22 protein-coding genes are annotated in these 19,778 nt (G+C 68.6%); 11 read left to right on the top strand and 11 right to left on the bottom strand.

Annotated features, from left to right (window positions below; all coding sequences use genetic code 11):
- The coding region (locus FHU13_RS22505; protein ID WP_183438070.1) for an NAD-binding protein at nucleotides 1-113 on the bottom strand (113 nt) is incomplete at its 3' end.
- A gap of 213 nt (nucleotides 114-326) precedes the next feature.
- Entirely contained in the window at nucleotides 327-1,340 is a 1,014-nt protein-coding gene (locus FHU13_RS22500; RefSeq protein ID WP_183438069.1) for an NAD-dependent epimerase/dehydratase family protein, read from the bottom strand.
- A gap of 469 nt (nucleotides 1,341-1,809) precedes the next feature.
- On the opposite strand from FHU13_RS22500, the gene FHU13_RS22495 reads away from it, so the two are divergent.
- A complete protein-coding gene (locus FHU13_RS22495; RefSeq protein ID WP_012455083.1) occupies nucleotides 1,810-2,043 on the top strand; it encodes a hypothetical protein in 234 nt (77 codons plus the stop codon).
- A gap of 70 nt (nucleotides 2,044-2,113) precedes the next feature.
- On the opposite strand, the gene FHU13_RS22490 is transcribed toward FHU13_RS22495, so the two are convergent.
- Nucleotides 2,114-2,770, bottom strand: coding sequence for a hypothetical protein (locus tag FHU13_RS22490; RefSeq protein ID WP_183438068.1), 657 nt, complete (start codon nucleotides 2,768-2,770; stop codon nucleotides 2,114-2,116).
- A 274-nt stretch (nucleotides 2,771-3,044) separates the two neighbouring features.
- Here FHU13_RS22490 and FHU13_RS22485 point away from each other — a divergent pair, with 274 nt between their 5' ends.
- Complete coding sequence (locus FHU13_RS22485; protein ID WP_183438067.1) at nucleotides 3,045-4,403, top strand: 8-oxoguanine deaminase; 1,359 nt, start codon at nucleotides 3,045-3,047, stop codon at nucleotides 4,401-4,403.
- Nucleotides 4,404-4,457: 54 nt separating this feature from the next.
- On the opposite strand, the gene FHU13_RS22480 is transcribed toward FHU13_RS22485, so the two are convergent.
- Entirely contained in the window at nucleotides 4,458-4,673 is a 216-nt protein-coding gene (locus tag FHU13_RS22480) for a hydroxyisourate hydrolase (protein ID WP_312889630.1), read from the bottom strand.
- Between the two features lie 372 nt (nucleotides 4,674-5,045).
- On the opposite strand from FHU13_RS22480, the gene FHU13_RS22475 reads away from it, so the two are divergent.
- Nucleotides 5,046-5,294, top strand: a complete 249-nt coding sequence (locus FHU13_RS22475) for a hypothetical protein (RefSeq protein WP_183438066.1) — start codon at nucleotides 5,046-5,048, stop codon at nucleotides 5,292-5,294.
- Nucleotides 5,295-5,427: 133 nt separating this feature from the next.
- Here FHU13_RS22475 and FHU13_RS22470 read toward each other — a convergent pair whose 3' ends face one another.
- Nucleotides 5,428-5,928 carry a flavin reductase gene (locus FHU13_RS22470; protein ID WP_183438065.1) on the bottom strand — a complete coding sequence of 167 codons (501 nt, stop codon included), beginning with the start codon at nucleotides 5,926-5,928 and terminating at the stop codon, nucleotides 5,428-5,430.
- A gap of 241 nt (nucleotides 5,929-6,169) precedes the next feature.
- Between FHU13_RS22470 and FHU13_RS22465 the strand changes: the two genes are divergently transcribed.
- The gene (locus FHU13_RS22465; RefSeq protein ID WP_409518531.1) at nucleotides 6,170-7,060 is read left to right on the top strand and encodes an urease accessory protein UreD; all 891 of its coding nucleotides are present in this window, start codon (nucleotides 6,170-6,172) and stop codon (nucleotides 7,058-7,060) included.
- A gap of 85 nt (nucleotides 7,061-7,145) precedes the next feature.
- The gene (locus FHU13_RS22460) at nucleotides 7,146-7,766 is read left to right on the top strand and encodes an urease subunit gamma (protein ID WP_183438064.1); all 621 of its coding nucleotides are present in this window, start codon (nucleotides 7,146-7,148) and stop codon (nucleotides 7,764-7,766) included.
- 60 nt (nucleotides 7,767-7,826) lie between these two features.
- Here the strand turns inward: FHU13_RS22460 and FHU13_RS22455 are convergent, their stop codons facing one another.
- Both FHU13_RS22455 and FHU13_RS28610 read right to left on the bottom strand, forming a co-directional pair.
- Nucleotides 7,827-8,495 (bottom strand): hypothetical protein, encoded by a 669-nt coding sequence (locus FHU13_RS22455; protein ID WP_183438063.1) that lies wholly within the window; start codon nucleotides 8,493-8,495, stop codon nucleotides 7,827-7,829.
- The gene (locus tag FHU13_RS28610) at nucleotides 8,444-8,773 is read right to left on the bottom strand and encodes an RNA ligase (RefSeq protein ID WP_409518530.1); all 330 of its coding nucleotides are present in this window, start codon (nucleotides 8,771-8,773) and stop codon (nucleotides 8,444-8,446) included. The genes FHU13_RS22455 and FHU13_RS28610 overlap by 52 nt, the downstream gene beginning before the upstream one ends.
- 631 nt (nucleotides 8,774-9,404) lie before the next feature.
- Between FHU13_RS28610 and FHU13_RS22445 the strand changes: the two genes are divergently transcribed.
- From FHU13_RS22445 to ureG, 6 genes are all read left to right on the top strand, one after another.
- On the top strand, nucleotides 9,405-10,262 hold the full coding sequence (locus FHU13_RS22445) for a DUF1003 domain-containing protein (RefSeq protein WP_183438062.1): 858 nt from the start codon (nucleotides 9,405-9,407) through the stop codon (nucleotides 10,260-10,262).
- A gap of 74 nt (nucleotides 10,263-10,336) precedes the next feature.
- Nucleotides 10,337-12,049, top strand: coding sequence for an urease subunit alpha (gene ureC, locus FHU13_RS22440; RefSeq protein ID WP_183438061.1), 1,713 nt, complete (start codon nucleotides 10,337-10,339; stop codon nucleotides 12,047-12,049).
- Between the two features lie 31 nt (nucleotides 12,050-12,080).
- Nucleotides 12,081-12,566 carry a DUF29 domain-containing protein gene (locus FHU13_RS22435; protein ID WP_183438060.1) on the top strand — a complete coding sequence of 162 codons (486 nt, stop codon included), beginning with the start codon at nucleotides 12,081-12,083 and terminating at the stop codon, nucleotides 12,564-12,566.
- Between the two features lie 4 nt (nucleotides 12,567-12,570).
- Nucleotides 12,571-13,062 carry an urease accessory protein UreE gene (locus FHU13_RS22430; protein WP_183438059.1) on the top strand — a complete coding sequence of 164 codons (492 nt, stop codon included), beginning with the start codon at nucleotides 12,571-12,573 and terminating at the stop codon, nucleotides 13,060-13,062.
- Nucleotides 13,013-13,729 carry an urease accessory protein UreF gene (locus tag FHU13_RS22425; RefSeq protein WP_409518529.1) on the top strand — a complete coding sequence of 239 codons (717 nt, stop codon included), beginning with the start codon at nucleotides 13,013-13,015 and terminating at the stop codon, nucleotides 13,727-13,729. Before FHU13_RS22430 ends, FHU13_RS22425 begins: the two co-directional genes overlap by 50 nt.
- A 16-nt stretch (nucleotides 13,730-13,745) precedes the next feature.
- The gene (ureG, locus tag FHU13_RS22420) at nucleotides 13,746-14,360 is read left to right on the top strand and encodes an urease accessory protein UreG (protein WP_183438057.1); all 615 of its coding nucleotides are present in this window, start codon (nucleotides 13,746-13,748) and stop codon (nucleotides 14,358-14,360) included.
- A gap of 110 nt (nucleotides 14,361-14,470) precedes the next feature.
- Here the strand turns inward: ureG and FHU13_RS22415 are convergent, their stop codons facing one another.
- The 4 genes from FHU13_RS22415 to FHU13_RS22400 are packed head-to-tail and all read right to left on the bottom strand — an operon-like array spanning nucleotide 14,471 to nucleotide 19,770.
- The gene (locus FHU13_RS22415; RefSeq protein ID WP_183438056.1) at nucleotides 14,471-15,532 is read right to left on the bottom strand and encodes a phytoene/squalene synthase family protein; all 1,062 of its coding nucleotides are present in this window, start codon (nucleotides 15,530-15,532) and stop codon (nucleotides 14,471-14,473) included.
- The gene (locus FHU13_RS22410; RefSeq protein ID WP_183438055.1) at nucleotides 15,513-17,039 is read right to left on the bottom strand and encodes a phytoene desaturase; all 1,527 of its coding nucleotides are present in this window, start codon (nucleotides 17,037-17,039) and stop codon (nucleotides 15,513-15,515) included. Before FHU13_RS22410 ends, FHU13_RS22415 begins: the two co-directional genes overlap by 20 nt.
- Nucleotides 17,040-17,083: 44 nt before the next feature.
- The gene (gene bchO / locus FHU13_RS22405) at nucleotides 17,084-17,989 is read right to left on the bottom strand and encodes an alpha/beta fold hydrolase BchO (RefSeq protein ID WP_183438054.1); all 906 of its coding nucleotides are present in this window, start codon (nucleotides 17,987-17,989) and stop codon (nucleotides 17,084-17,086) included.
- A gap of 14 nt (nucleotides 17,990-18,003) precedes the next feature.
- On the bottom strand, nucleotides 18,004-19,770 hold the full coding sequence (locus FHU13_RS22400; protein WP_183438053.1) for a magnesium chelatase subunit D: 1,767 nt from the start codon (nucleotides 19,768-19,770) through the stop codon (nucleotides 18,004-18,006).
- Between the last annotated feature and the right edge of the window lie 8 nt (nucleotides 19,771-19,778).

The raw sequence follows: 19,778 nt of genomic DNA, 5'->3' as shown, positions 1-19,778 counted from the left end.
GCGGCGATCTTGGCCGGATCCTTGTCGACGCAGACGACCTCGTGGCCGAAATCGGCGAGACACGCGCCCGACACCAAGCCGACATAGCCCGAGCCAATGATCGCGATACGCATCGGTGATCCGTCCCCTGCCGCGGCAGCCCTCGATCCTCAGGAACCGCGGAGGAGGCCACCCGTCACGAGGGTCGGCATATTTTCCCGTGTCGGCAATTCGCTCAGAGTGGCCGGCATCGGCGCATTCGAGTGACGGCCGGATGACGAAAGTGCCCCGAAAGATTGTGATCCGCTTTCGAGGATGACGAGCGGTACGGGCTTCGGGCCTGGGACCTACTGGTCCCCATAATAGTTCAGGTACCACTTCACGAAGGCGGGGATGCCCGTCTCCAGCGGCGTTTCGGGCAGGCGGCCGACGAGGTCGTGCAGCAGGTCGGTGCTCGCGTGAGTGCGGATCACATCACCCGGCGGCAGCGGCTTCAGCACCCGTTCGGCCTTGCGCCCGAGGGACGCCTCCAGCGCACCGATCATGGCGTCGAGCCGGACCGGTCGACCGCCGCCGATATTGACGAGGCGGTAGGGCGCAACCGCGCTCAAGGTGTCGACCGAAGAGACCGGGCTGCCCTCGCCCGGTAGCGGCGGCGGACGCTCGGACAGAGCGACGATCGCGTCGATGAGATCGTCGATGAAGGTGAAATCGCGCTCGGCCGCGCCCTCCCCGAACACCTCGATCGGCTCGCCCGCCAGGATTTTGCGGGTGAACAGGAACAGGGCCATGTCCGGCCGCCCCCAGGGTCCGTAGACCGTGAAGAAACGGAACGCGGTCGTCGGCACGCGAAACAGGTGGGAATAGGAATGCGCCATCGCCTCGTTGGCGAGCTTCGAGGCGGCGTAGAGCGTGAGCGGGGAGACCGCGCGGTCGGTCTCGCGGAACGGCACGCTCGTGTTGCCGCCATAGGCCGAACTGGTCGAGGCCATCAGAAGATGCTGGACGGGGTGGGCGCGCAAAGCCTCCAGCAGGTTGGCGAAGCCGACGAGGTTCGCCTCGACATAGGCGCCGGGATCGATGAGGCTGTAGCGGACGCCTGCCTGCGCCGCGAGATGGAAGACGAGGTCCGGTTTGACGCGTGCCATCACTTCGAGGAGTGCGCCGGGGGTCTCAAGCCGCCCCTCCACCGCCTCGAAGCCGGGATACCGGGCCAGATCCGCGTGCCGGGCGCGCTTCAGCCCGACATCGTAATAGGGCGAGAGGCCGTCGAAGCCCGTCACGGTGTGACCCGCCGCCAACAGGCGCCGGCTCAATGCGTGGCCGATGAAGCCGGCCGAGCCCGTGACAAGAGCGTGCATGCGAGGCCCGTCGCACCGAATTTCCGAGGATGGAGCGGGATACCCTTCATACGTTCTCCCCGCAAGAATCGTTGGGATTCATAGGGAAGCGCGCAACAGCGAGGCACGGGACAGCGTCGTGTGGGGAACGTTGGCCGCAGTGCCGAATTTCCAATTTCACAGGTCTTTCCGGTGCATCTTCGCGTACGAGGCACTTGGATGGTGGGGTGAAGCCTGCTTCCAGTGCGGACCTGTCGCGCCGGCTTAGGGGTTGTTTATCGGGGAATCAGGTATACTTACGCCAGACTATCAGCCGACCTATGCCTTGCGCCCGCCCGCCCGCGACACGGGTCCCGCTCTATGACGGGGCCGAACGCCGTTGCGTGGAAAGGGTGAGAAGGCCGGGGCGGCCGAGACATCCATCCAGGCCCAGGGCGTCGTATCGTCCCTCGCTTGGGTCCAGCGAGTTCGAACACCGAGTGTCCGCACGATGAACCAACTTTTCCGCCTGCCGCAAGTCGGCGAGGCCGATGCGATTGCGGAGCCTTCCGCCGATCTCCGTGTCCCCTTCGCGCAATCCGGTACCTTTGTCTGCAAGTTCATCATCGGTGAGCCGAGCGATCAGGCCGTATGCTGCGGGGCTCCGGTTGCCGACGGCAAGAGCTGGTGCGCCTATCATCGCCGCATCGTGTTCGAGCCGGCCCGTCCGGGCCGCGTTCGCTGACGGACGACGGGCATCATTCAGGCTCGGGCGCCATGCTCCGCGCGGCGCCCGCTTCCTACGCTTCCTCGAACTAGTCCGCGCCGAAGCCATCGAACGGTGACGGTTGACCGATCACGGTGTGCGGTATGCCTGGTCCGCGCCAGCGCATGACAAGACGTCCGCCCTCACGCAGTCCGACGGTGCGATAGGCCGAACCTTCCTCCGGCGGTAAGCCGAGATCTCCGGACCTGTTGCCGACCCTTCCGAACCGGCGCTGCTCGTAATAGGCCTCCGCCGGGGCGTCGGGCGGGATGTCGCCGTAGACCGGTCTCAGGCTCCGAACCGGTGCTGCCCTCATTTCTCTCCGAGGCGTCCACATTCGCGCCGCGGACCGCCGATTCGGTCGCTCAGCCCTGCGCACGACCTCTACCTGTTCTTGCCACGCCGGCCGCGCGCGATGGGCGACCTTCCGGATCTGCTCACGGCGAAGCTTGGCCGAGCGCCGGGGCGTGCGGGTCTCGAACCGGGCCGAGACCTTGGACTCGTCGATCTTCGCGGGTGTCACGACCGGTTTCGCGGCGGCATTCGTCGCTGGCGTGTCGACTTTGGCCGGCGGATCGGTCCATTGCCCAGCCGCCTTGGTGTCGGCGGATGGGGTACTCGGCTTGTCCTCGGCATCGGCGGGACCGGCTGCCAGCATTGCCCCGAGCAGGATGAGGAAGGTTCGGAAGCGGCTGCCACGCGACATGGGGAATCCCCTCGGGATCGGAGATGGACAACGCCGGCCGTCAGCATCGGAACCGGGCGGAACGCCCGGCTGCGGAAGCTCTCAGGAAAGGTAGGCATGCCTTGGCGCGGCGTCCATAGATCCATGTATCAAAGCGCGAACTTCATCATCTCTTCCACCGCAGGTATTCGGGAAGACGCTTTCTCCTGAGGCTCCCCATCCTTATCCTCGCCGTTCGATGCAGCCGGAGACAGGGCCGGCCCGGTCTGATCTTCGCATCATCTCAGGAGTCGGCATGGCAGCGGACGGTACGACGGCGCGGCGCCTCTGGATCCGCGATCCCCTCGCGATCCTGGCGGAGGGGGCGAGCGGAGGGGTCGTCGTCGAGGGCAGCCGCATCGCCGAAACGGTGCCGGCGGGCGCGCAACCCTCGGCCCCGGTCGACGCGACGTTCGATGCCGGGCGGCACGTGGTGATCCCCGGCCTCGTCAACACGCATCACCACTTCTTCCAGACGCTGACCCGCGCCCATCCGGTGGCGATCAACAAGCCGCTGTTTCCGTGGCTGCAGGCGCTCTACGGCATCTGGGGCCGGCTCAACCCGGAGGCGTTCCGCCTCGCCACGCGGCTCGCCTATACGGAATTGCTGCTCTCCGGCTGCACCACGGCCGGCGACCACCACTACCTGTTCCCGCAAGGGCTGGACAACGCCGTCGACATCCAGGTCGAGGAGGCGCGGGCTCTCGGGATCCGCGCCGTCGTCACCCGCGGCTCGATGAGCCTGTCGCAGGAGGATGGCGGTCTGCCGCCGAAGGCGCTGGTGCAGGACGACGACACCATCCTCGCCGACAGCGAGCGGGTACTGCGGCTGTTCCACGATCCCGAGCCGGGCGCGATGGTGCGGATCGGGCTCGCACCCTGCTCGCCATTCGCCGTCACCAAGCGGCTGATGCGCGAGAGCGCAAGGCTTGCCGAGCGCTACGATTGCCCGCTCCATACCCATCTCGGCGAGACCCGTGACGAGAACGCCTTCTGCCTGGAAGTCTTCGGGCAGCGCCCGGTGGATTACCTAGAGGAGGTCGGCTGGATGACGCGGCGGGCCTGGCTCGCCCACGGTATCCATTTCGAGGACGAGGAGGTGCGCCGACTCGGGGCGGCCGGCGTCGGCGTGTGTCACTGCCCAACCTCGAACATGTTGCTGGCCTCCGGTCATTGCCGGACCTGCGAGTTGGAGGCGGCGGGCTCGCCGGTCGGTCTCGGCGTCGACGGCTCGGCCTCCAACGACAGCTCGAATCTCATGGAGGGCGTGCGCCATGCCCTGATGATCAACCGTCTGACCTACGGCGCGGAGGCGGTAACCCATCGCGACGCCCTGCGCTGGGCAACCGAAGGCTCCGCCGCCTGTCTCAACCGCGACGATATTGGCCGGATCGAGCCCGGCCGGGAAGCCGATCTGGCGCTGTTCACCCTCGATGAACTGCGCTTCTCCGGCGCCCACGACCCGCTCGCCGCGCTCGTGCTGTGCGGGGCTCACCGGGCCGACCGAGTGATGGTGGCGGGGCGCTGGCGGGTGATCGACGGCCAGCCGCTCGACATCGAGACTGGGCGCCTGCGCGAGGAGCACTCGCGGCTCGCCCGGCAGTTGTTCGGCTAGAGCATCGTCCTTTTCCGAAAGCCGGCGGCCACCTTTCGGGACGATGCTCTAAGATCAACTGCCGCGATCAGTCTGGTAGCTCCAGGGGCCGGCGACGAGAGGGACGTGGTACCGCCCCTCCGGTTCGGCCACGCCGAAGCGGAGTGGCACCACGTTGAGAAAGGCGGGCACCGGCAATTCGAGACCGGCACGGCGGAAGTAATCGCCGATGTGGAAGCGCAGTTCGTAGGTCGCGATCGGCACCGACGCGCCGCTGATCGCCGGCCGCACGGGCAGATCGAGGCGACGATCACGCGGGACGCGTGAAGGAGGCCGTCGAGACGGCGCTCGACGGACGGAACGGGCTTATTCCCGAGGCAAAACCGACCCGTGTCAGCACACACATCATGGGAAAGGATCGTGCCATCTGCCGAGGATATGGGCAAAGACTTTTTTGTTTGCCATAAGTAATTGATATTATGAAGATTTATGAAAAAATTTGGTGCTGGTCTCGTTGCGTCTGGCAACCGCATGATGCCGATTGTGCCTATGAAATTGGCAATTGGTGGCGATCTGAGAGGCGTCATTGCACAAATTCTGTGATGAGTGCGCCGGCTCTGTGCTTAAGTCCTGAACCGGAACACCTCGTTCAGGAGCCACGCAATGTCCGCACGCATCTTTTCGGCCGCTTTCCTGGCGCTCGCCTTCTCGGCGGGCGGCGCCTTTGCCGGAGATCGGAGCCGGCTACCTGCAAACCAGCAACCGGACTCCACCGGCAGCCTCGGGCGTCCGAGCGACCCGCTCAATCTCTTTGAGGCCCCGCCTTACGATCCGCGTGACCTCGGGCCGCGTGCTGCGACCCGCAGCAGCTTCAATCCTGACACGGCCCGCGCACGCCACTACGCGCGCTGAAACCGCGATGGGCGGCCGATCCCCCGCTTCCAGCGGAGGATCGGCCTCGCCCCATGTTCTTCCCGTGGCATCTCGTCCGTCGGCGTTGGCTCCGTCCGGCTCCAGCGATCCGGGATCAGCCGGCCGGGACGGTTCAGCGCGGCAGGACCCGGTAGTGGCGTCCGGCGTAGAGCAAGCCGTCGATGTTCCTTATCTCTGCGAGCGCCTCGACCTCACAGATCAGCACGTCGTGAGTGCCGACCTCATGCCGATCGACGATCCGGCAATCGAAGGCAACGAGAGCATCCGGCAGAACCGGGGCTCCGGTTTGCAGCCTGCCCCAGACTCGCCCGTCGAAGCGTTTGGCCCGCGGCACGCGGCCGGCGAAGTCGGCGGCCAAGCCTTCGTGCGCCGCCGAGAGCGTGTTGATGCAGAGCACGCCGTTGCGCTGGAAAGCCGGATAGGCGGATGAGCCACGGTTGAGGCAGACCAGCAGCGTCGGCGGGTCGTCGCTGACGCTGCACACCGACGTCGCGGTCAGGCCCGCCCGGCCGCCCGGCCCATCCGTGGTGACGAGATGAACCGCGCTCGCGAGTTGGGCCATCGCCTCGCGATAGGCCGAGGCGGACACGGCCTCAAGGTCGGGTGAAGTCATAGCGTTCGCCTCTCGGGGCCGGATCGGGTCCCGATCGTTGAGCAGGACGTCGCAAGGCTCGGTTGAGCGCCCGCGAAAGCATGACGCGGTGGGCGCTCCGGCCGTTCCGGTCAAGGGCGGCGGTGGTCATCAGGGGCCAATCAGGACCGGATCGTGGCTTGATCGTGCTTTGCGTTGCCGAAGATCGGTGCGGGATGGCACCGGGCCGATCACGGCCATCATCTTGCGGAACGGGTCGACCCTGTCCGATGAAGCGTGGGTCCCACCTCGCGGAGGCCGTGCCATCCCCGCTGCCGAACCTCATCGCTCCGCCCCGGCCCGCCAGCGCTCGCACGGCATCGTGCGCCTGCGCGTCGCCCCGGCCGGCTCCGACGCCCCGACACGGATCGTCGATCTGGCTGAGAGCGGTCCCTTGCGCCTCCGCTTTCCCCGCCAGAGCGGCGAGCGGATGCTGGAGGGGGTCCTGGTGAATACCGGCGGCGGCATCGCCTGCGGCGACGTGTTCGAGGTGTCGGTCGCGGTCGAGGCGGGCGGGGCCTGCCTGCTGACCACGACGGCGGCAGAGAAGATCTACCGCTCGGACGGGCCGAAGGCGGAGATCGTCAACCGGGTGAGTGTCGCTTCGGGAGCGCGGCTCGATTGGCTGCCGCAGGAGACGATCCTGTTCGACCAGGCCCGGCTCCTGCGCCGCTTCGAGGCGGATCTGGCCTGCGACGCCGCGCTGCTCGTGGCCGAGATCGTTGTGCTCGGCCGAGCCGCCCGGAACGAGAGCTTGCAGGAGGCCCTGTTCGAGGATTGCTGGCGCATCCGCCGCGACGGCCGCCTCGTCTACGCCGACAGCCTGCGTCTCGACGGGCCGGTCACCGAACTCATGGCCCGCACCGCGATCGGCGGCGGCGCCCGCGCGCTCGCGACGATCCTCGACCTCTCGCCCCGCGCCGAGGCGCGGCTCGACGAGGCCCGCTCCCTCCTCGGCACACTGCCCGACATGGTGGAGGCCGGCGCGAGCGCCTGGAACGGTCACCTCGCCATTCGGATGCTGGCGCCCACGGTCGCGCCGTTGCGCGAGGGCGCCGCCCGCTTCATGGCCGCATGGCGTCGGCGGCCGATGCCGCGGGTCTGGCAGAGCTGACCGACCCGCTTGACCTCGGCCCGAGCATGATCCTTGCTCGCGCCGATTCCCACACCCGGCCGCCTTCTAGCTCAGGACGCACGCCTTGCTCCTCACGCCCCGCGAGAAAGACAAGCTTCTCATCGCCATGGCCGCCCAGGTCGCCCGCAACCGGCTGGCGCGGGGAGTGAAGCTCAACCATCCGGAGGCGGTCGCCCTCATCACCGATTTCGTGGTGGAGGGCGCCCGCGACGGACGCTCCGTCGCCGAGCTGATGCAGGCGGGTGCGACCGTCCTCGACGCCTCGCAGGTGATGGAGGGGGTGCCGGAGATGATCCACGACATCCAGGTCGAGGCGACCTTTCCGGACGGAACAAAGCTCGTCACCGTCCACCATCCGATCCGTGGCACGCCCTCCGGCGACGTGCCCGGCACCGTGACCACGCTGCCCGGCGAGATCGTCTTCAACGAGGGCGCGCCGCGGACCGTGATCCAGGTCGCCAACACCGGCGACCGCCCGATCCAGGTCGGCTCGCACTACCACTTCTTCGAGGTGAATCCGGGCCTCGTCTTCGACCGCGACAAGGCGCGCGGCCAGCGTCTCGACATCGCGCCGGGGACGGCGGTGCGCTTCGAGCCCGGATCGACCCGCGAGGTGGCGCTCGTGCCGCTCTCCGGGGCCCGGACGGTCTTCGGCTTCCGCGGCGACGTGATGGGGCCGCTCTGACGCCACGTCCCGGACCCCTCTCGCGTGGGGCCGGGACGCTCTATTCTCCGGCGAAAGCGGTCAGGCCTCGCTCTCGGGCAGCGCCAAGCCTTCAGCCGACCACGTCATGCCGAACAGGTCGCGGACGGCCTCGACCCGGTTGTCGCTTCCGGCCGCGCGGGTGATCAGCGTCCGAAGCGCGATCTCCGGATCCTTCCCGTCATAGGCGAAGAACAGCGCCGGCTGGAGCTGGGCATCGAAGCGCTCGCGCACGAGCGCTGCGAGTACTTTGCGGGCGAAGCCGCGATGGGCGGTAGCGAAGCCGCGGACCCGTCCTGCGTGGGCGGCAAGCGCGGCATTGATGGTGGCCTGGTACGCGATCAGGCGTTCGCCGATCTCAGATGGCAGGATCGCCACGACATCGTCGACCGCGCCCGTCGCGACCCAGGAGAGCACGTTCTTCTCGAGGTGGACGCTGGACAGGGCTCGGTGACGCAGAACGTAGCCATCGCTCTTGAGCTTCAGACGGTGGCCGTCCGCGAAGCAGACCACGTAGCCTTCGATGCCCGCGGCACTCCGCGCCTCGTCAACGAAGCGCTTTGCGTCAGTGACGCTGCCGTAGTTCCTGACCGGTGGAACCTCGAACCGCTCGTTCAGGGCGGCCATCTCTTCGTGCGGCAGACAAACCCCTGACGCCATCACGCGAGCCGCGAGCAGTGTGCGCACCGGCGCGGGATAGGCGACCACCATGCGTTTGTCGGGCGAAGTGACGTCGAAGATTGGCGTGATCCCGCCGCGAGAAGGAACCGTGAGAGCGCGGCGATCCCACCATCGGCGCGAGCTTCAGCCCTCTCCGCTTGGGTCGTCGCTCCCATGCGGGTCATGAACACGAGGGCGCCCTCCAGCATCACCGGAGGTACCGTCGAGCCGTCGAGCTTGTCCAAGACGATGTGCGGAGCCGACCAGTCGAGGGTCTCGGCCCGTTCGCGCTCGCCGAGATTGAAGAATTTGTGGAATGGCCGGCCGATCAGATGGCCGTCGCGCTCGAATCAGAGACCGCGGCATTCGCGGGCGATCGGTGTATCGAACGTCTCTGGAAGCGAGAAAACATAGTCGATCGCCGTGTGATCAGGACGCCTAGGGACGACGAAACCTTGCTCAAAGGAGATTGCAGGGCACCATCGGCTCAATGTTCGGTGGCGGGAAAGCCCATGACACTATCCAGGTTTGTTGAGTCGGAGATGCGGGCAACGACATGAAGCGGTCATTTTTCAAGCAATAGAATCGAATCGACACGGAACTCTCCTTGGTAAGTTGTCGAAGGGTGCGCTAGACTGGGGATATAATCCGGTTCGTCAAGCATAGGGTTGTGTCATGACCCGGCGATCAGTTACGTGCACGGAAAACCTGGAGCCGCTTGTACATGGAATTCAAATTTACCTTCGGTGCCCCCGGAAATGCGACTACGCGTGATGGGACAGGTCGCCGTTGCGAAGGCCCCGTTCACAGCGGCCGCTGCGCGGTGCCGGCCGCACTCCGTGACGTGACTCCACAGCCCCGCTCGGATACGCGCACACAGGCCGGTTTCCGTGGTGACGTGATGGGTGCCCTGTGAGCCTGACCGGTGAGGTACATGAGCGCGATCGAGGGCGTGCGATAATGGCACCCGATGCCGAGGCGCATCCGACGCCGACGAAGAAGCGGAGCGTCTGTGCCATCTCCGGCGTCGAGATGAACCGCCGGAACCTCGTGCCGGTGGCGACCCTGCGCCCGGCCCTCGTCGAGCATATCCGGGCCGATTATCCCGGTTTGGCGGACGACGCGCTCATCAGCGTCAAGGAACTCGCCAAGTACCGGACGCGCTACGTCGCCGAACTGCTGGCGGAGGAGCACGGTGAGTATTCCGACCTCGACCGGCAGGTGGCCGAGAGCATCGCCGCCCAGGACACGATCGCCGAGAACATCGAGGAGGATTACGACGAGCACCGCAGCTTCGGCGAGCGCGTCTCGGACGGTCTCGCCGCCTTCGGCGGGTCGTGGGCCTTCCTCATCAGCTTCGCCCTGGTGCTGGTCACGTGGATGGCCGTGAACGTCATCATGGGCGAGATGCGGGCGTTCGATCCCTACCCGTTCATCCTGCTCAACCTCGTCCTGTCCTGCCTCGCGGCGATCCAGGCACCGATCATCATGATGAGCCAGAGCCGGCAGGACAAGAAGGACCGGCTGCGCTCCAACAACGATTACCGCGTCAACCTGAAGGCCGAGCTGGAAATCCGGCACCTGCACGAGAAGATGGATCATCTCGTCACGAAACAGTGGCAGAGACTCGCCGAAATTCAGCAGATCCAGCTCGAAATGCTTCAGGAGATGCGCACCCGCGTGACGCGCAAGCCCGTCGTGAAGGTCAAGAAGGTGGTGCGCAAGAAGCGTGCGAAGCCGGGGGGACCTGAGGCGGCACCATCTGCGAGCGTGGCCGAGCCGTCGTCCGGGCCGCCCATGTCCGAGGCGGCCGGCTGAGCGGCGCGCACGCCTCATCCGCTCGGCACCAATCCTGCCTGCTCCACCCTGCGAACCCGATTTCGAGCATCACCATGTCTGCCCGTCTGCCCCGCGCCGCCTATGCCGACATGTTCGGACCAACCACCGGCGACCGCATCCGGCTCGCCGACACGAGCCTTGAGATCGAGGTCGAGCGCGACTTCACGGTCTACGGCGAGGAGGTGAAGTTCGGCGGCGGAAAGGTGATCCGCGACGGGATGGGCCAGTCTCAGGCGACCAACGCGGCCGGCGCCGTCGACACGGTGATCACCAACGCGGTCGTGCTCGACCATTGGGGCGTGGTGAAGTGCGATGTCGGCATCGTGCGGGGGCGCATCTTCAAGCTCGGCAAGGCCGGCAACCCGGATGTGCAGGCGAATGTCGACATCGTCGTCGGCCCTGGCACCGAGGTGATCGCGGGCGAGGGCAAGATCCTCACGGCGGGCGGCTTCGACAGCCATATCCACTTCATCTGTCCGCAGCAGATCGAGGAGGCGCTGTGCTCTGGCGTCACGACGATGTTGGGGGGCGGCACGGGCCCGGCGCACGGTACTTTCGCCACCACCTGCACGCCGGGCCCGTGGCACATTGCCCGGATGATCGAGGCGGCGGATTCCTTCCCGATGAACCTCGCCTTTGCCGGCAAGGGCAACGCTTCGGTGCCCGGTGCGCTGGAGGAGATGATCCGCGCCGGCGCCTGCGCGATGAAGCTGCACGAGGATTGGGGCACGACGCCCGCCGCCATCGACACCTGCCTCTCGGTGGCCGACGCCTTCGACGTGCAGGTCATGATCCACACCGACACGCTCAACGAGTCGGGCTTCGTCGAGGATACGATCGCCGCCTTCAAGGGCCGCACCATTCACGCCTTCCACACGGAGGGCGCGGGCGGCGGCCATGCGCCGGACATCATGAAGGTGGCGGGTCTCGCGAATGTGCTGCCGTCGTCGACGAACCCGACGCGGCCATACACAAAGAATACCATCGACGAGCATCTCGACATGTTGATGGTGTGCCACCACCTCGACCCGTCGATTCCGGAAGACCTCGCCTTTGCCGAGAGCCGCATCCGCAAGGAGACCATCGCGGCCGAGGACATTCTGCACGACATCGGCGCGCTCTCGATGATGTCCTCCGACAGCCAAGCCATGGGCCGGGTCGGCGAGGTCGTGATCCGCACGTGGCAGACCGCCGACAAGATGAAGCGCCAGCGCGGCGCCCTGCCGGGGGATTCATCGGGAAACGACAACCTGCGCGCCCGGCGCTACGTGGCCAAGTACACGATCAACCCGGCCATTGCGCACGGCGTATCGCGGCACATCGGCTCGGTCGAGCCGGGCAAGCTCGCCGACCTCGTGCTGTGGACGCCCGCCTTCTTCGGCGTGAAGCCGGACCTCGTGCTCAAGGGCGGAATGATCGCGACCGCGCCGATGGGCGACCCCAACGCCTCGATCCCGACGCCGCAGCCGGTGCATTATCGGCCGATGTTCGGCAGCTACGGCCGGGCTCCGTTCGCCACCGCCCTTACCTTCGTCTCCAAGGCGGCGATCGAAGACGGCGTGAAGGAGAAGCTGCGCGTCTCCAAGGAACTGGTGGCGGTGGAGAACGTGCGCGGCGGCATCTCGAAGAAGAGCATGATCCTCAACGACGCGACGCCGGTGATCGAGATCGACCCCGAGACCTACGACGTGCGCGCCGACGGCGAACTGCTGGTCTGCGAGCCGGCGGAGGTCTTGCCGATGGCGCAGCGCTACTTCCTGTTCTGAGCTATCATCGGCCGCTGACAGGAGGCCCCCGATGTCCAAGGCCGCGCTGAAGCCGCCCCTGGCGGCCGATCTCTACGAGACGGATTTTTACGCCTGGACTCAAGCCCAGGCCGAACTGCTGCGCGCAGGTCGGTTCGATGAACTCGATCTTCGCAATCTGATCGACGAGGTGGCCAGCGTGGGGGGCAGCGAGAAACGCGAGATCGAGAGTCGCCTCGACATCCTGCTGGCGCATCTCCTCAAATGGAAATTTCAGCCGGGCGCCCGGACGAGCAATTGGCAGGCTACGCTGCGAGAGCAGCGCATGCGCATCGGGCGGATACTGAAGTCGAGTCCAAGCCTGAAACGTTATCCGGCTGAAGTCTTCTCGGAATGCTATCTCTCTGCTCGCCTGGTGGCGGCCAAGGAAACCGGGATCGACTTCAGTCTGTTCCCGGAAAAACCTCCTTTCACCGTCGAGCAGACACTCGATCCAAACTACTTTCCGAAGGAGCCCGGGCTCCTCGATCAATCTTGAGCCTATGATCCGCGCCACCCGCGTCATCCGCCGCGACCGTCTCGGCTCCGGCGAGATCGTCGACCGCATCGTGCTCGATTCGAACGATCGCCATCGCCGCCGCATGGCGATGCGCGGCGTCGGCGGCACCGCGTTCCTGCTCGATCTCGCCGAGGCCACCGTGCTCGATGACGGCGACGCCCTCGCGCTGGAGGACGGCCGCTTGGTCTGGGTCGAGGCGGCGCCGGAGGCGCTGCTGGAGATCCGCGCGCCCACCCCGCAGGCGCTCAAGCGGCTGATCTGGCATATCGGCAACCGGCACATCCCCGCCGAGATCGGCGAGGAGGCGGTATGGATCGCGCATGACCACGTGCTCGCCGACATGGTGCGGGGCTTAGGGGGAACCGCCGAGCCGGTCAGGCGGCCGTTCCGGCCGGAGGGCGGCGCCTATGCCGGCGGACATGCGCATGACCATGGCCACGGCCACGCGCACGGTCATTCCCACACCCATGATTGACACCCTGCGACTGATGGCGTGGCTCTCGCCGACCTACCCGGTTGGTGCCTTCGCCTACTCGCACGGGCTCGAATGGGCGGTGGAGTGCGGCGACGTGCGCGACGCCGCCACCCTCGCCGGCTGGCTCGCCGATGTGCTGGAGCGAGGGGCGGGCCGCAACGACATGATCCTCTGCGCCGCCGCCCACCGGGCCACGGCGGCGGGCGACGGAGCGAGCCTCGCCGAGACCAACGACCTCGCCCTTGCGCTCGCCCCCTCCCGCGAGCTTCACCTGGAGACGAGCCAGCAGGGGCGCAGTTTCCTGGACGCGACGCTGCGGGCGTGGCCCTGCCCTGCCCTCGCCGCCGTCGCCGAGCGGCTCGCGGCCGAGGTCGCCTATCCCGTCGCAGTCGGCGCGGCGGCCGGGGTGCACGGCGTCGCGCGGGAGGCGACTGTTGCGGCCTACGGCCTCGCCTTCGTCCAGAACCTCGTCTCGGCCGCCCTGCGCGTTGCGCCGGTCGGCCAGAGCGCGGGCATGGCAGTGCTCGCCGCGCTCACGCCCCGCGTCGCCGCACTGGCGCAGACGCTCCACGCGGGAGACCTCGATGCGCTCGGCAGCGCGACCCTGCGGCTCGATCTCGGTTCCTTCCGACACGAGACGCAGTATTCCCGCATCTTCCGCTCCTGAGGATTTTTTCGAAGCCATGGCATCCGTGAACGGACCTCTCCGCGTCGGCATCGGCGGACCCGTCGGCTCCGGCAAGACCGCGCTGATGGAGCAGCTCTGCCGCCGCTTTCGCGAATCCTACGAGATCTGCGCCATCACCAACGACATCTACACCAAGGAGGATGCGCGGATCCTCACCGTGGCGGGCGCCCTGCCGGAGGAGCGCATCCTCGGCGTCGAGACCGGCGGCTGCCCGCACACGGCGATCCGCGAGGACGCCTCGATCAACCTCGCGGCGGTGGCCGAGATGCGCCGCCGTTTCCCCCGGCTCGACCTCGTGCTGATCGAATCCGGCGGCGACAACCTCGCGGCGACCTTCTCACCGGAACTGGCGGACCTCACCCTCTACGTCATCGACGTGGCCGGCGGCGAGAAGATCCCGCGGAAGGGCGGCCCCGGCATCACCCGCTCGGACCTGCTCATCGTCAACAAGACCGACCTCGCTCCGCTGGTCGGCGCCGATCTTTCGGTGATGGAGGCCGACACGCAGCGGATGCGCGGCACGCGGCCCTACGTGTTCGCCTCGCTGCGCGAAGGGCACGGGGCGGACACGGTCGCCCGGTTCATCGTCGAGGCGGGAGGGCTGGGGTGAGGACGCCCCTCACGGTTTCCGGTTGATCGCGTCGGGTATTGCCCTACCCCGTCATTACTTCGGCATCGCCTCGCAATGACAGAGAGGAGCCCGAAGCGCTCAGGCTTTCCTCACGACGGTGCCGAGCGGCGGAACGCATCGCGCTCCTCCAGCACCTCGATCAAGTCGAGCACGCGCACGATCTGACCCGACACATCCCACCACGGCGGCAGGCGGCGCGAGGCCGAGACCGGATGGTGCAGCACGGCCTCGACGAGGAAGGCGATTTCCGGAAGCGGTGGTGCGGACAGCCCCAGCGCGCGGCCCGCGGGCAGGACGGCGCGGGCGAGGAGTCCAGCCTTGTGCGGGCCGCTCACGCGGGCGCGTCGGGTGACCGAATCGAAGCCGTTCGCCTCCACTGCGCGCCCGATCTCCGCGTAGATCGTACCGGCGGCACGGATGGCCGGCCGACAGCTTAGGGGAAGCGCGGCGATACCGGGCTCGGCGCGGGCGTAGAGCCCGTCGGCCGCCGCCAGCAGGCCGGCCACGACTTGTTGCAGACCGGGGCTGAGTCGAGGCTCGGAGAGGAAGGCGTCGGCGTCGAGACCCGCCGCGTCGAGCCAGTCCCGTGGCAAGTAGAGGCGCCCGGCGCGGGCATCCTCGCCGACGTCGCGGGCGATGTTGGTGAACTGCATGGCGACGCCCAGGTCGCAGGCGCGGGCGAGCGCGTGACCATCGCGCACGCCCATCACCAGGGTCATCATCGCCCCGACCGTGCCCGCGACGCGGGCCGCGTAGGCAGCCAGCTCCGATAGGGTGTTGTAGCGCCGGCCTTCGATATCCCAGGCGAACCCTTCGAGCAGCGCCCGCGGCAGCGCCTCGGGGATGGCATGGCGGGCCAGCACCTCGGCGAGCGCCCGGTCGGCCGGGTGGTCGGCAGGGCGGCCGGCGAGCGCCGCCGTCAGCCGCCGCTCCAGCCGCGCGAGGGAGGCGGCCCGGCTGCCTCCCACCTCGTCCACCGCGTCGTCGGAGAGGCGGCAGAAGGCGTAGAGGCCGTAGGCGGAGGTTCGCACCGCGGGCGGCAGCAGCATCGAGGCGGCGAAGAAGCTTTTCGAGCCGGCGCGGATCGCGGCGCGGCAGGCGGCACGATCCGCGTCGCTGGCGGCGGAGGGGTCAGGCGCGAACACGGGCATCCGGCACCACGGTATCGAGGACACGGGCCGAGGAGAGCACGCCCGGCAGACCGGCGCCGGGATGCGTCCCCGCGCCGACGAGGAAGAGGTTCGCCACATCCTCCGAGCGGTTGTGAGGGCGGAACCACGCCGATTGCGTCAGCACCGGCTCAAGTCCGAAGCCCGAGCCGCGGAAGCTCAGGAAGTCGTCGGAGAAATCCTGCGGCGTCGTCATCCGCGAGGTGACGAGGGCGTCGTTGAGCCCTGGCAGCACCGAGCCTTCGAGGAAACGGGCGATCCGCTGGCGGTAGGGCTCGGCAAGTCGCGCCCAATCCTGGCCGCCGGCGAGGTTCGGCACCGGGGCGAGCACGTAGAACGCGTCGCAGCCCGGGGGAGCGAGCAGCGGGTCGGTCGCGGTCGGGCGATGGAGGTAGAGGCTGAAGTCGTCCGCCAAGTGCTTGCGGTCGAAGATATCCTGCAGCAGGCCGCGGTAGCGCGGGCCCATCAGGATCATGTGGTGATCGACCTCCGGGTACTTCTTCCGGGTGCCGAAATACCAGACGAACAGCCCCATGGAGGACGAGGCGCGCCCCAGACGCCGCGCGCTCCAGCGCCGGGTTCGGCCGCCGAGCAGTGTGCCGTAGGTAAAGGCGGAATCGGCGTTCGAAACGACGATGGAAGCGGGAATGCTCTCTCCGTCGGCCAGCACCACGCCCGTTGCCGCACCACGCTCGACGCGGATGCGCGCGACCTCCGCGCCGCAGCGGATCGCCCCGCCTTGCTCGCGAATCAAGCCGCAGAGGCCGTCGACCAGCCGCCCGGTGCCGCCCATGGCGAAGTGGACGCCCCATTGCCGCTCCAGATGGGCGATGAGGCAGTAGATCCCGCTGGCGCGAAACGGGTTTCCTCCGATGAGCAGCGGGTGGAAGCTGAAGATGGTGCGCAGCCGCTCGTCGCGGATGAAGCGGCTGACCACGTCGTAGACGCTGCGGTGGCCCGAGAGGCGCAGCAGGTCGGGGCCGATCCGCAGCATCGCACCGAGGCTGTCGAACGGGACGTGGCCGAGTTGCTCGAAGCCGACCCGGCACACGGCCTCGCTGTGGGCCATGAAGCGCTCGTAGCCGGGCACGTCGTCCGGTGAGAAGCGGGCGACCTCCGCTCGCATCGCCGCACGGTCGCCGCTATAGGCGAAGCTTTGACCGTCCTCGAAGCGGATGCGGTAGAACGGCTGCATCGGCACGAGAGTGACGTCCTTGCGCAGCTCCCGCTCGCACAGGCGCCACAGCTCCTCGAACAGGAACGGCGCGGTGACGATGGTCGGTCCCGCGTCGAAGGTGAAGCCGTCTTGCCGATGCACGCGGGCGCGACCACCGGGCTGGTCGAGCCGCTCCAACACGGTGACGCGGTAGCCACGCGCGCCGAGCCGGATCGCTGCCGCCAGCCCGCCGAAGCCGGAGCCGATCACGACCGCGTGCGGCCGGGCATCAGGGCCAGTCGCGTCAGTCGGCTTGACGGCGAGTGTCAACATAACTTGACACTATGGCCGGGATTTCCGTCAGCGCAAGAGGCGTTTTACGTCGATGACGTCTGCGACACATCGGCTTCCGCGCGGATGATGTCGGCGACCCGGCCAGGCGCCTCTTCATGGGCGAGATGGCCGAGCCCACGCAGCAACTCGACGCGGGCATTGGGCAATCGCTCGCGTAGTGTGAAGGCGTCCTCCGGCTTGATCGCCTTGTCGTCCCCGCCGACGATCAGCAGCGTGCGGGTGTCGAGCCGCGGCAGGTCGCGGGCGAGTGCCGGGAGATCCCAGTTCGCCATCATGCCGAGGGCACCCGAGACGTGGCCGGCGCGGGTGAACAGCCGCCGGTAGAGGTCGAGTCCCTGCGGGTCGAGGCGCGAGCCGGTGCTGTCGATGAGTCGGCGCACGGCGGCCCGGTCGGCGCTCCAGGCGAAGACCTTCGGGGTGACGGGGTTCAGGAACAGCATCCGGGCGATGCCGGGAAACAGGAAGCTCGCGAAGCCTGGAAACGGCGTCAGCGCGCCGTTGATCGCCACCAGCAGGTCGGGTGTGATGCGCCGATCGAGGCACATCCGCGCGAGCAAAGCCGCGCCGGCCGAATGGCCGATGGCGAGGCGCGTCGTCAGGCCGAGACTGGCCGTGAGGTCGCCCACCGCCTCGGCCATGCCCGGCAGGGAAAGGCGGCGGGCGGGCAGCGGATCGGTGAAGCCGTGGCCAGGAAGATCGGGCGCCAGCACGCGAAACCCTCGCTCCGCCAGAAGCGGCGCCAGCCCGCGCCAGGAATGGGTCGCGGCACCGGTGCCGTGCAGGAGCAGCAGGCCGGGCGCGTTCGGCTCACCGAATTCCTGCACGTGCCAGCGTAGGCCCGCGGCCTCGACGAAGCGGCTCGCGGCCCGGTGCGGCCAATCGCGGCCGTCGCGCTCCCAATTGGGCCGGTCGTCATCGAGGAGGGGCAAGGGCGGTTCGGGCCTCAGGCTGTGGCGGCGCGCACCGCCGCGCTGACGCTGCCCGCATCGGCGTGGGGCAGCGGACAGTAGCGCGCCTGCGCCGCCTCGGCGAGGCGGCGCGCCCCGTCGGGGCGGGCGCCGGTGTCGATCACCAGGGTGGGCAGGCCCTGCACCCGCAGCAGGCGGGCGGCGGCCAGGGCCTCCTCGCCGGCAAGCGCCCGGCCGCCGAGGCCGGAACGGGCGACGTTGGCGCGCCCGTCGGTGAGCAGGACGATGACCGGGCTTCCGCCCCCGCGCCGCACGCCGAGCGCGAGGGTGGCGGCGGCGTCGAGTCCGGCGGCAAGCGGCGTGCCGCCCCCGCCCGGCAGGCCGGCGAGCGCCCGCTTGGCCCGCACCAGGGAGCGCGTCGGCGGCAGCACGGTCTCGGCGCCGATGCCGCGGAAGGCGACGAGGGCGATCCGGTCGCGCCGGACGTAAGCCTCGGCGAGCAGCAATTCGACGGCGCCCTTGGCTTCCGCCAGCCGTTCCAGCGCCGCGGAGCCGGAGGCATCGACGCAGAAGATCGTCGTGGTCTCGCTGCGCCGCTTTAGTCGGCGGATCCGGAAATCCTCCGGACTGACGACGATGCGGCGCGGGTCGCTCCCGGACCGGCGCAGGCTTTGCCAGGGGGCGGCGGCGCGTAGGGTGGCGATCAGGTCGAGCCGTCCCCGGCGCGGGTCGCCGGGTCGGCTGCCGATCGGGCGGCCCGCGAGCGGCGATGCCGCCGCTGCACCCGTCCGCCCGGCGGCGGTCGAGCGCAGCGGCGGATCGCTGGCGAGGAGCCGAGCCAGCAGGTTTTTGGGAAGCGCAGCTCGGACGGCTTCGAGGATCGTCTCGCTGGATTTTTGCGCGGGTGCTTCATCCCGCTCGGCCGCCTCGTCGGGCGAAGGGGCGGTGTCTTGCGGGGACTCCGGCTGCGGCTGATCCGGCGATTCTTCCTCGTCCGGCCGCGGCGGAGCCGGCAGTCGTGTCGCCCGCGGGGCCAGTACCAGGCGGGCCGCCGCGATCAGGTCGGCCTCGTCCGGCTCCCCGCGGCCGGCCTCCGCCGCGATCAGCCGGGCGGTCCGCAGGGCGAGGAGCGGCGCCCGCAGGGAGAGGACGCCGAAGGCTTCCGCAACGGTGCAAAGGGTAGTGACCGGGTCGTCCGCGGCCCTTCCACTTGGAGGCTCGGACGCCTGCACGTCGGTCGGCTTTGGGCCCCCGGCACGCGGTGTTGCAGCCGCCCTCGCCTCGCGCAGGCTGACGCCGGTCAGGTCGATGCGGAAACCGAGCCGGTCGGCGAGAGCGTCGGCGACGATCTCGTCCTCCTGCCCCTCGTCGAGCAGCACGAGGCCGAACCGGGCCGGAAGCCGGGCGGCAAGGCCGTCACGTTCCAGCGCCAGGGTTCCGGTGTCGAGGGCGCCCGCGAGCCGGGCGACGGTGCCACACGCGAGGCGCTCGGCCATCGGAACGAGGACGACCCCGCCGTCAGACTCCGCCAGAAGTCCGCGTTGGATCACCGGTCGGCCGGCGCGCAGGGTCGCGGGCAGGTCGAGGCCGCCGATCAGCCGGTCGTCGGCGATGCCTGGCGGCATTCGCCGCATCGGCCCGGCGAGCCGGCTGCGGAGATGGTCGAGCCAGAAATCGCGGACCGGCCCGGCCCCAGCCCGCAGCACGATCCCGCCGAGGCCGTGCGGGTCGGCGGCGAACAGGGCGGCGGCCCGCAGCGCATCGTCCCAGGCCCCGGCCGCATCCTCCTGCTCCGGGGCCATCGTGGGGG

Origin of the sequence: Methylobacterium sp. R2-1 (assembly GCF_014191355.1) — a bacterium.
In the GTDB taxonomy this organism is placed as follows: domain Bacteria; phylum Pseudomonadota; class Alphaproteobacteria; order Rhizobiales; family Beijerinckiaceae; genus Methylobacterium.
This window is presented reverse-complemented; position numbering and strand designations above follow the sequence as displayed.

Excerpts from the sequence above, each read along its gene's own strand:
- FHU13_RS22495 (WP_012455083.1), top strand. The coding sequence starts at position 1,810 with ATGAACCAACTTTTCCGCCTGCCGCAAGTCGGCGAGGCCGATGCGATT.
- FHU13_RS22410 (WP_183438055.1), bottom strand. The coding sequence starts at position 17,039 with ATGTTGACACTCGCCGTCAAGCCGACTGACGCGACTGGCCCTGATGCC.
- FHU13_RS22430 (WP_183438059.1), top strand. The coding sequence starts at position 12,571 with ATGATCCGCGCCACCCGCGTCATCCGCCGCGACCGTCTCGGCTCCGGC.
- ureG (WP_183438057.1), top strand. The coding sequence starts at position 13,746 with ATGGCATCCGTGAACGGACCTCTCCGCGTCGGCATCGGCGGACCCGTC.
- FHU13_RS22475 (WP_183438066.1), top strand. The coding sequence starts at position 5,046 with ATGTCCGCACGCATCTTTTCGGCCGCTTTCCTGGCGCTCGCCTTCTCG.
- FHU13_RS22425 (WP_409518529.1), top strand. The coding sequence starts at position 13,013 with ATGACCATGGCCACGGCCACGCGCACGGTCATTCCCACACCCATGATT.
- FHU13_RS22500 (WP_183438069.1), bottom strand. The coding sequence starts at position 1,340 with ATGCACGCTCTTGTCACGGGCTCGGCCGGCTTCATCGGCCACGCATTG.
- FHU13_RS22415 (WP_183438056.1), bottom strand. The coding sequence starts at position 15,532 with ATGCCCGTGTTCGCGCCTGACCCCTCCGCCGCCAGCGACGCGGATCGT.
- FHU13_RS22400 (WP_183438053.1), bottom strand. The coding sequence starts at position 19,770 with ATGGCCCCGGAGCAGGAGGATGCGGCCGGGGCCTGGGACGATGCGCTG.
- ureC (WP_183438061.1), top strand. The coding sequence starts at position 10,337 with ATGTCTGCCCGTCTGCCCCGCGCCGCCTATGCCGACATGTTCGGACCA.
- FHU13_RS22435 (WP_183438060.1), top strand. The coding sequence starts at position 12,081 with ATGTCCAAGGCCGCGCTGAAGCCGCCCCTGGCGGCCGATCTCTACGAG.
- FHU13_RS22485 (WP_183438067.1), top strand. The coding sequence starts at position 3,045 with ATGGCAGCGGACGGTACGACGGCGCGGCGCCTCTGGATCCGCGATCCC.
- FHU13_RS22470 (WP_183438065.1), bottom strand. The coding sequence starts at position 5,928 with ATGACTTCACCCGACCTTGAGGCCGTGTCCGCCTCGGCCTATCGCGAG.
- FHU13_RS22490 (WP_183438068.1), bottom strand. The coding sequence starts at position 2,770 with ATGTCGCGTGGCAGCCGCTTCCGAACCTTCCTCATCCTGCTCGGGGCA.
- FHU13_RS22445 (WP_183438062.1), top strand. The coding sequence starts at position 9,405 with ATGGCACCCGATGCCGAGGCGCATCCGACGCCGACGAAGAAGCGGAGC.
- FHU13_RS22455 (WP_183438063.1), bottom strand. The coding sequence starts at position 8,495 with ATGGTGGTCGCCTATCCCGCGCCGGTGCGCACACTGCTCGCGGCTCGC.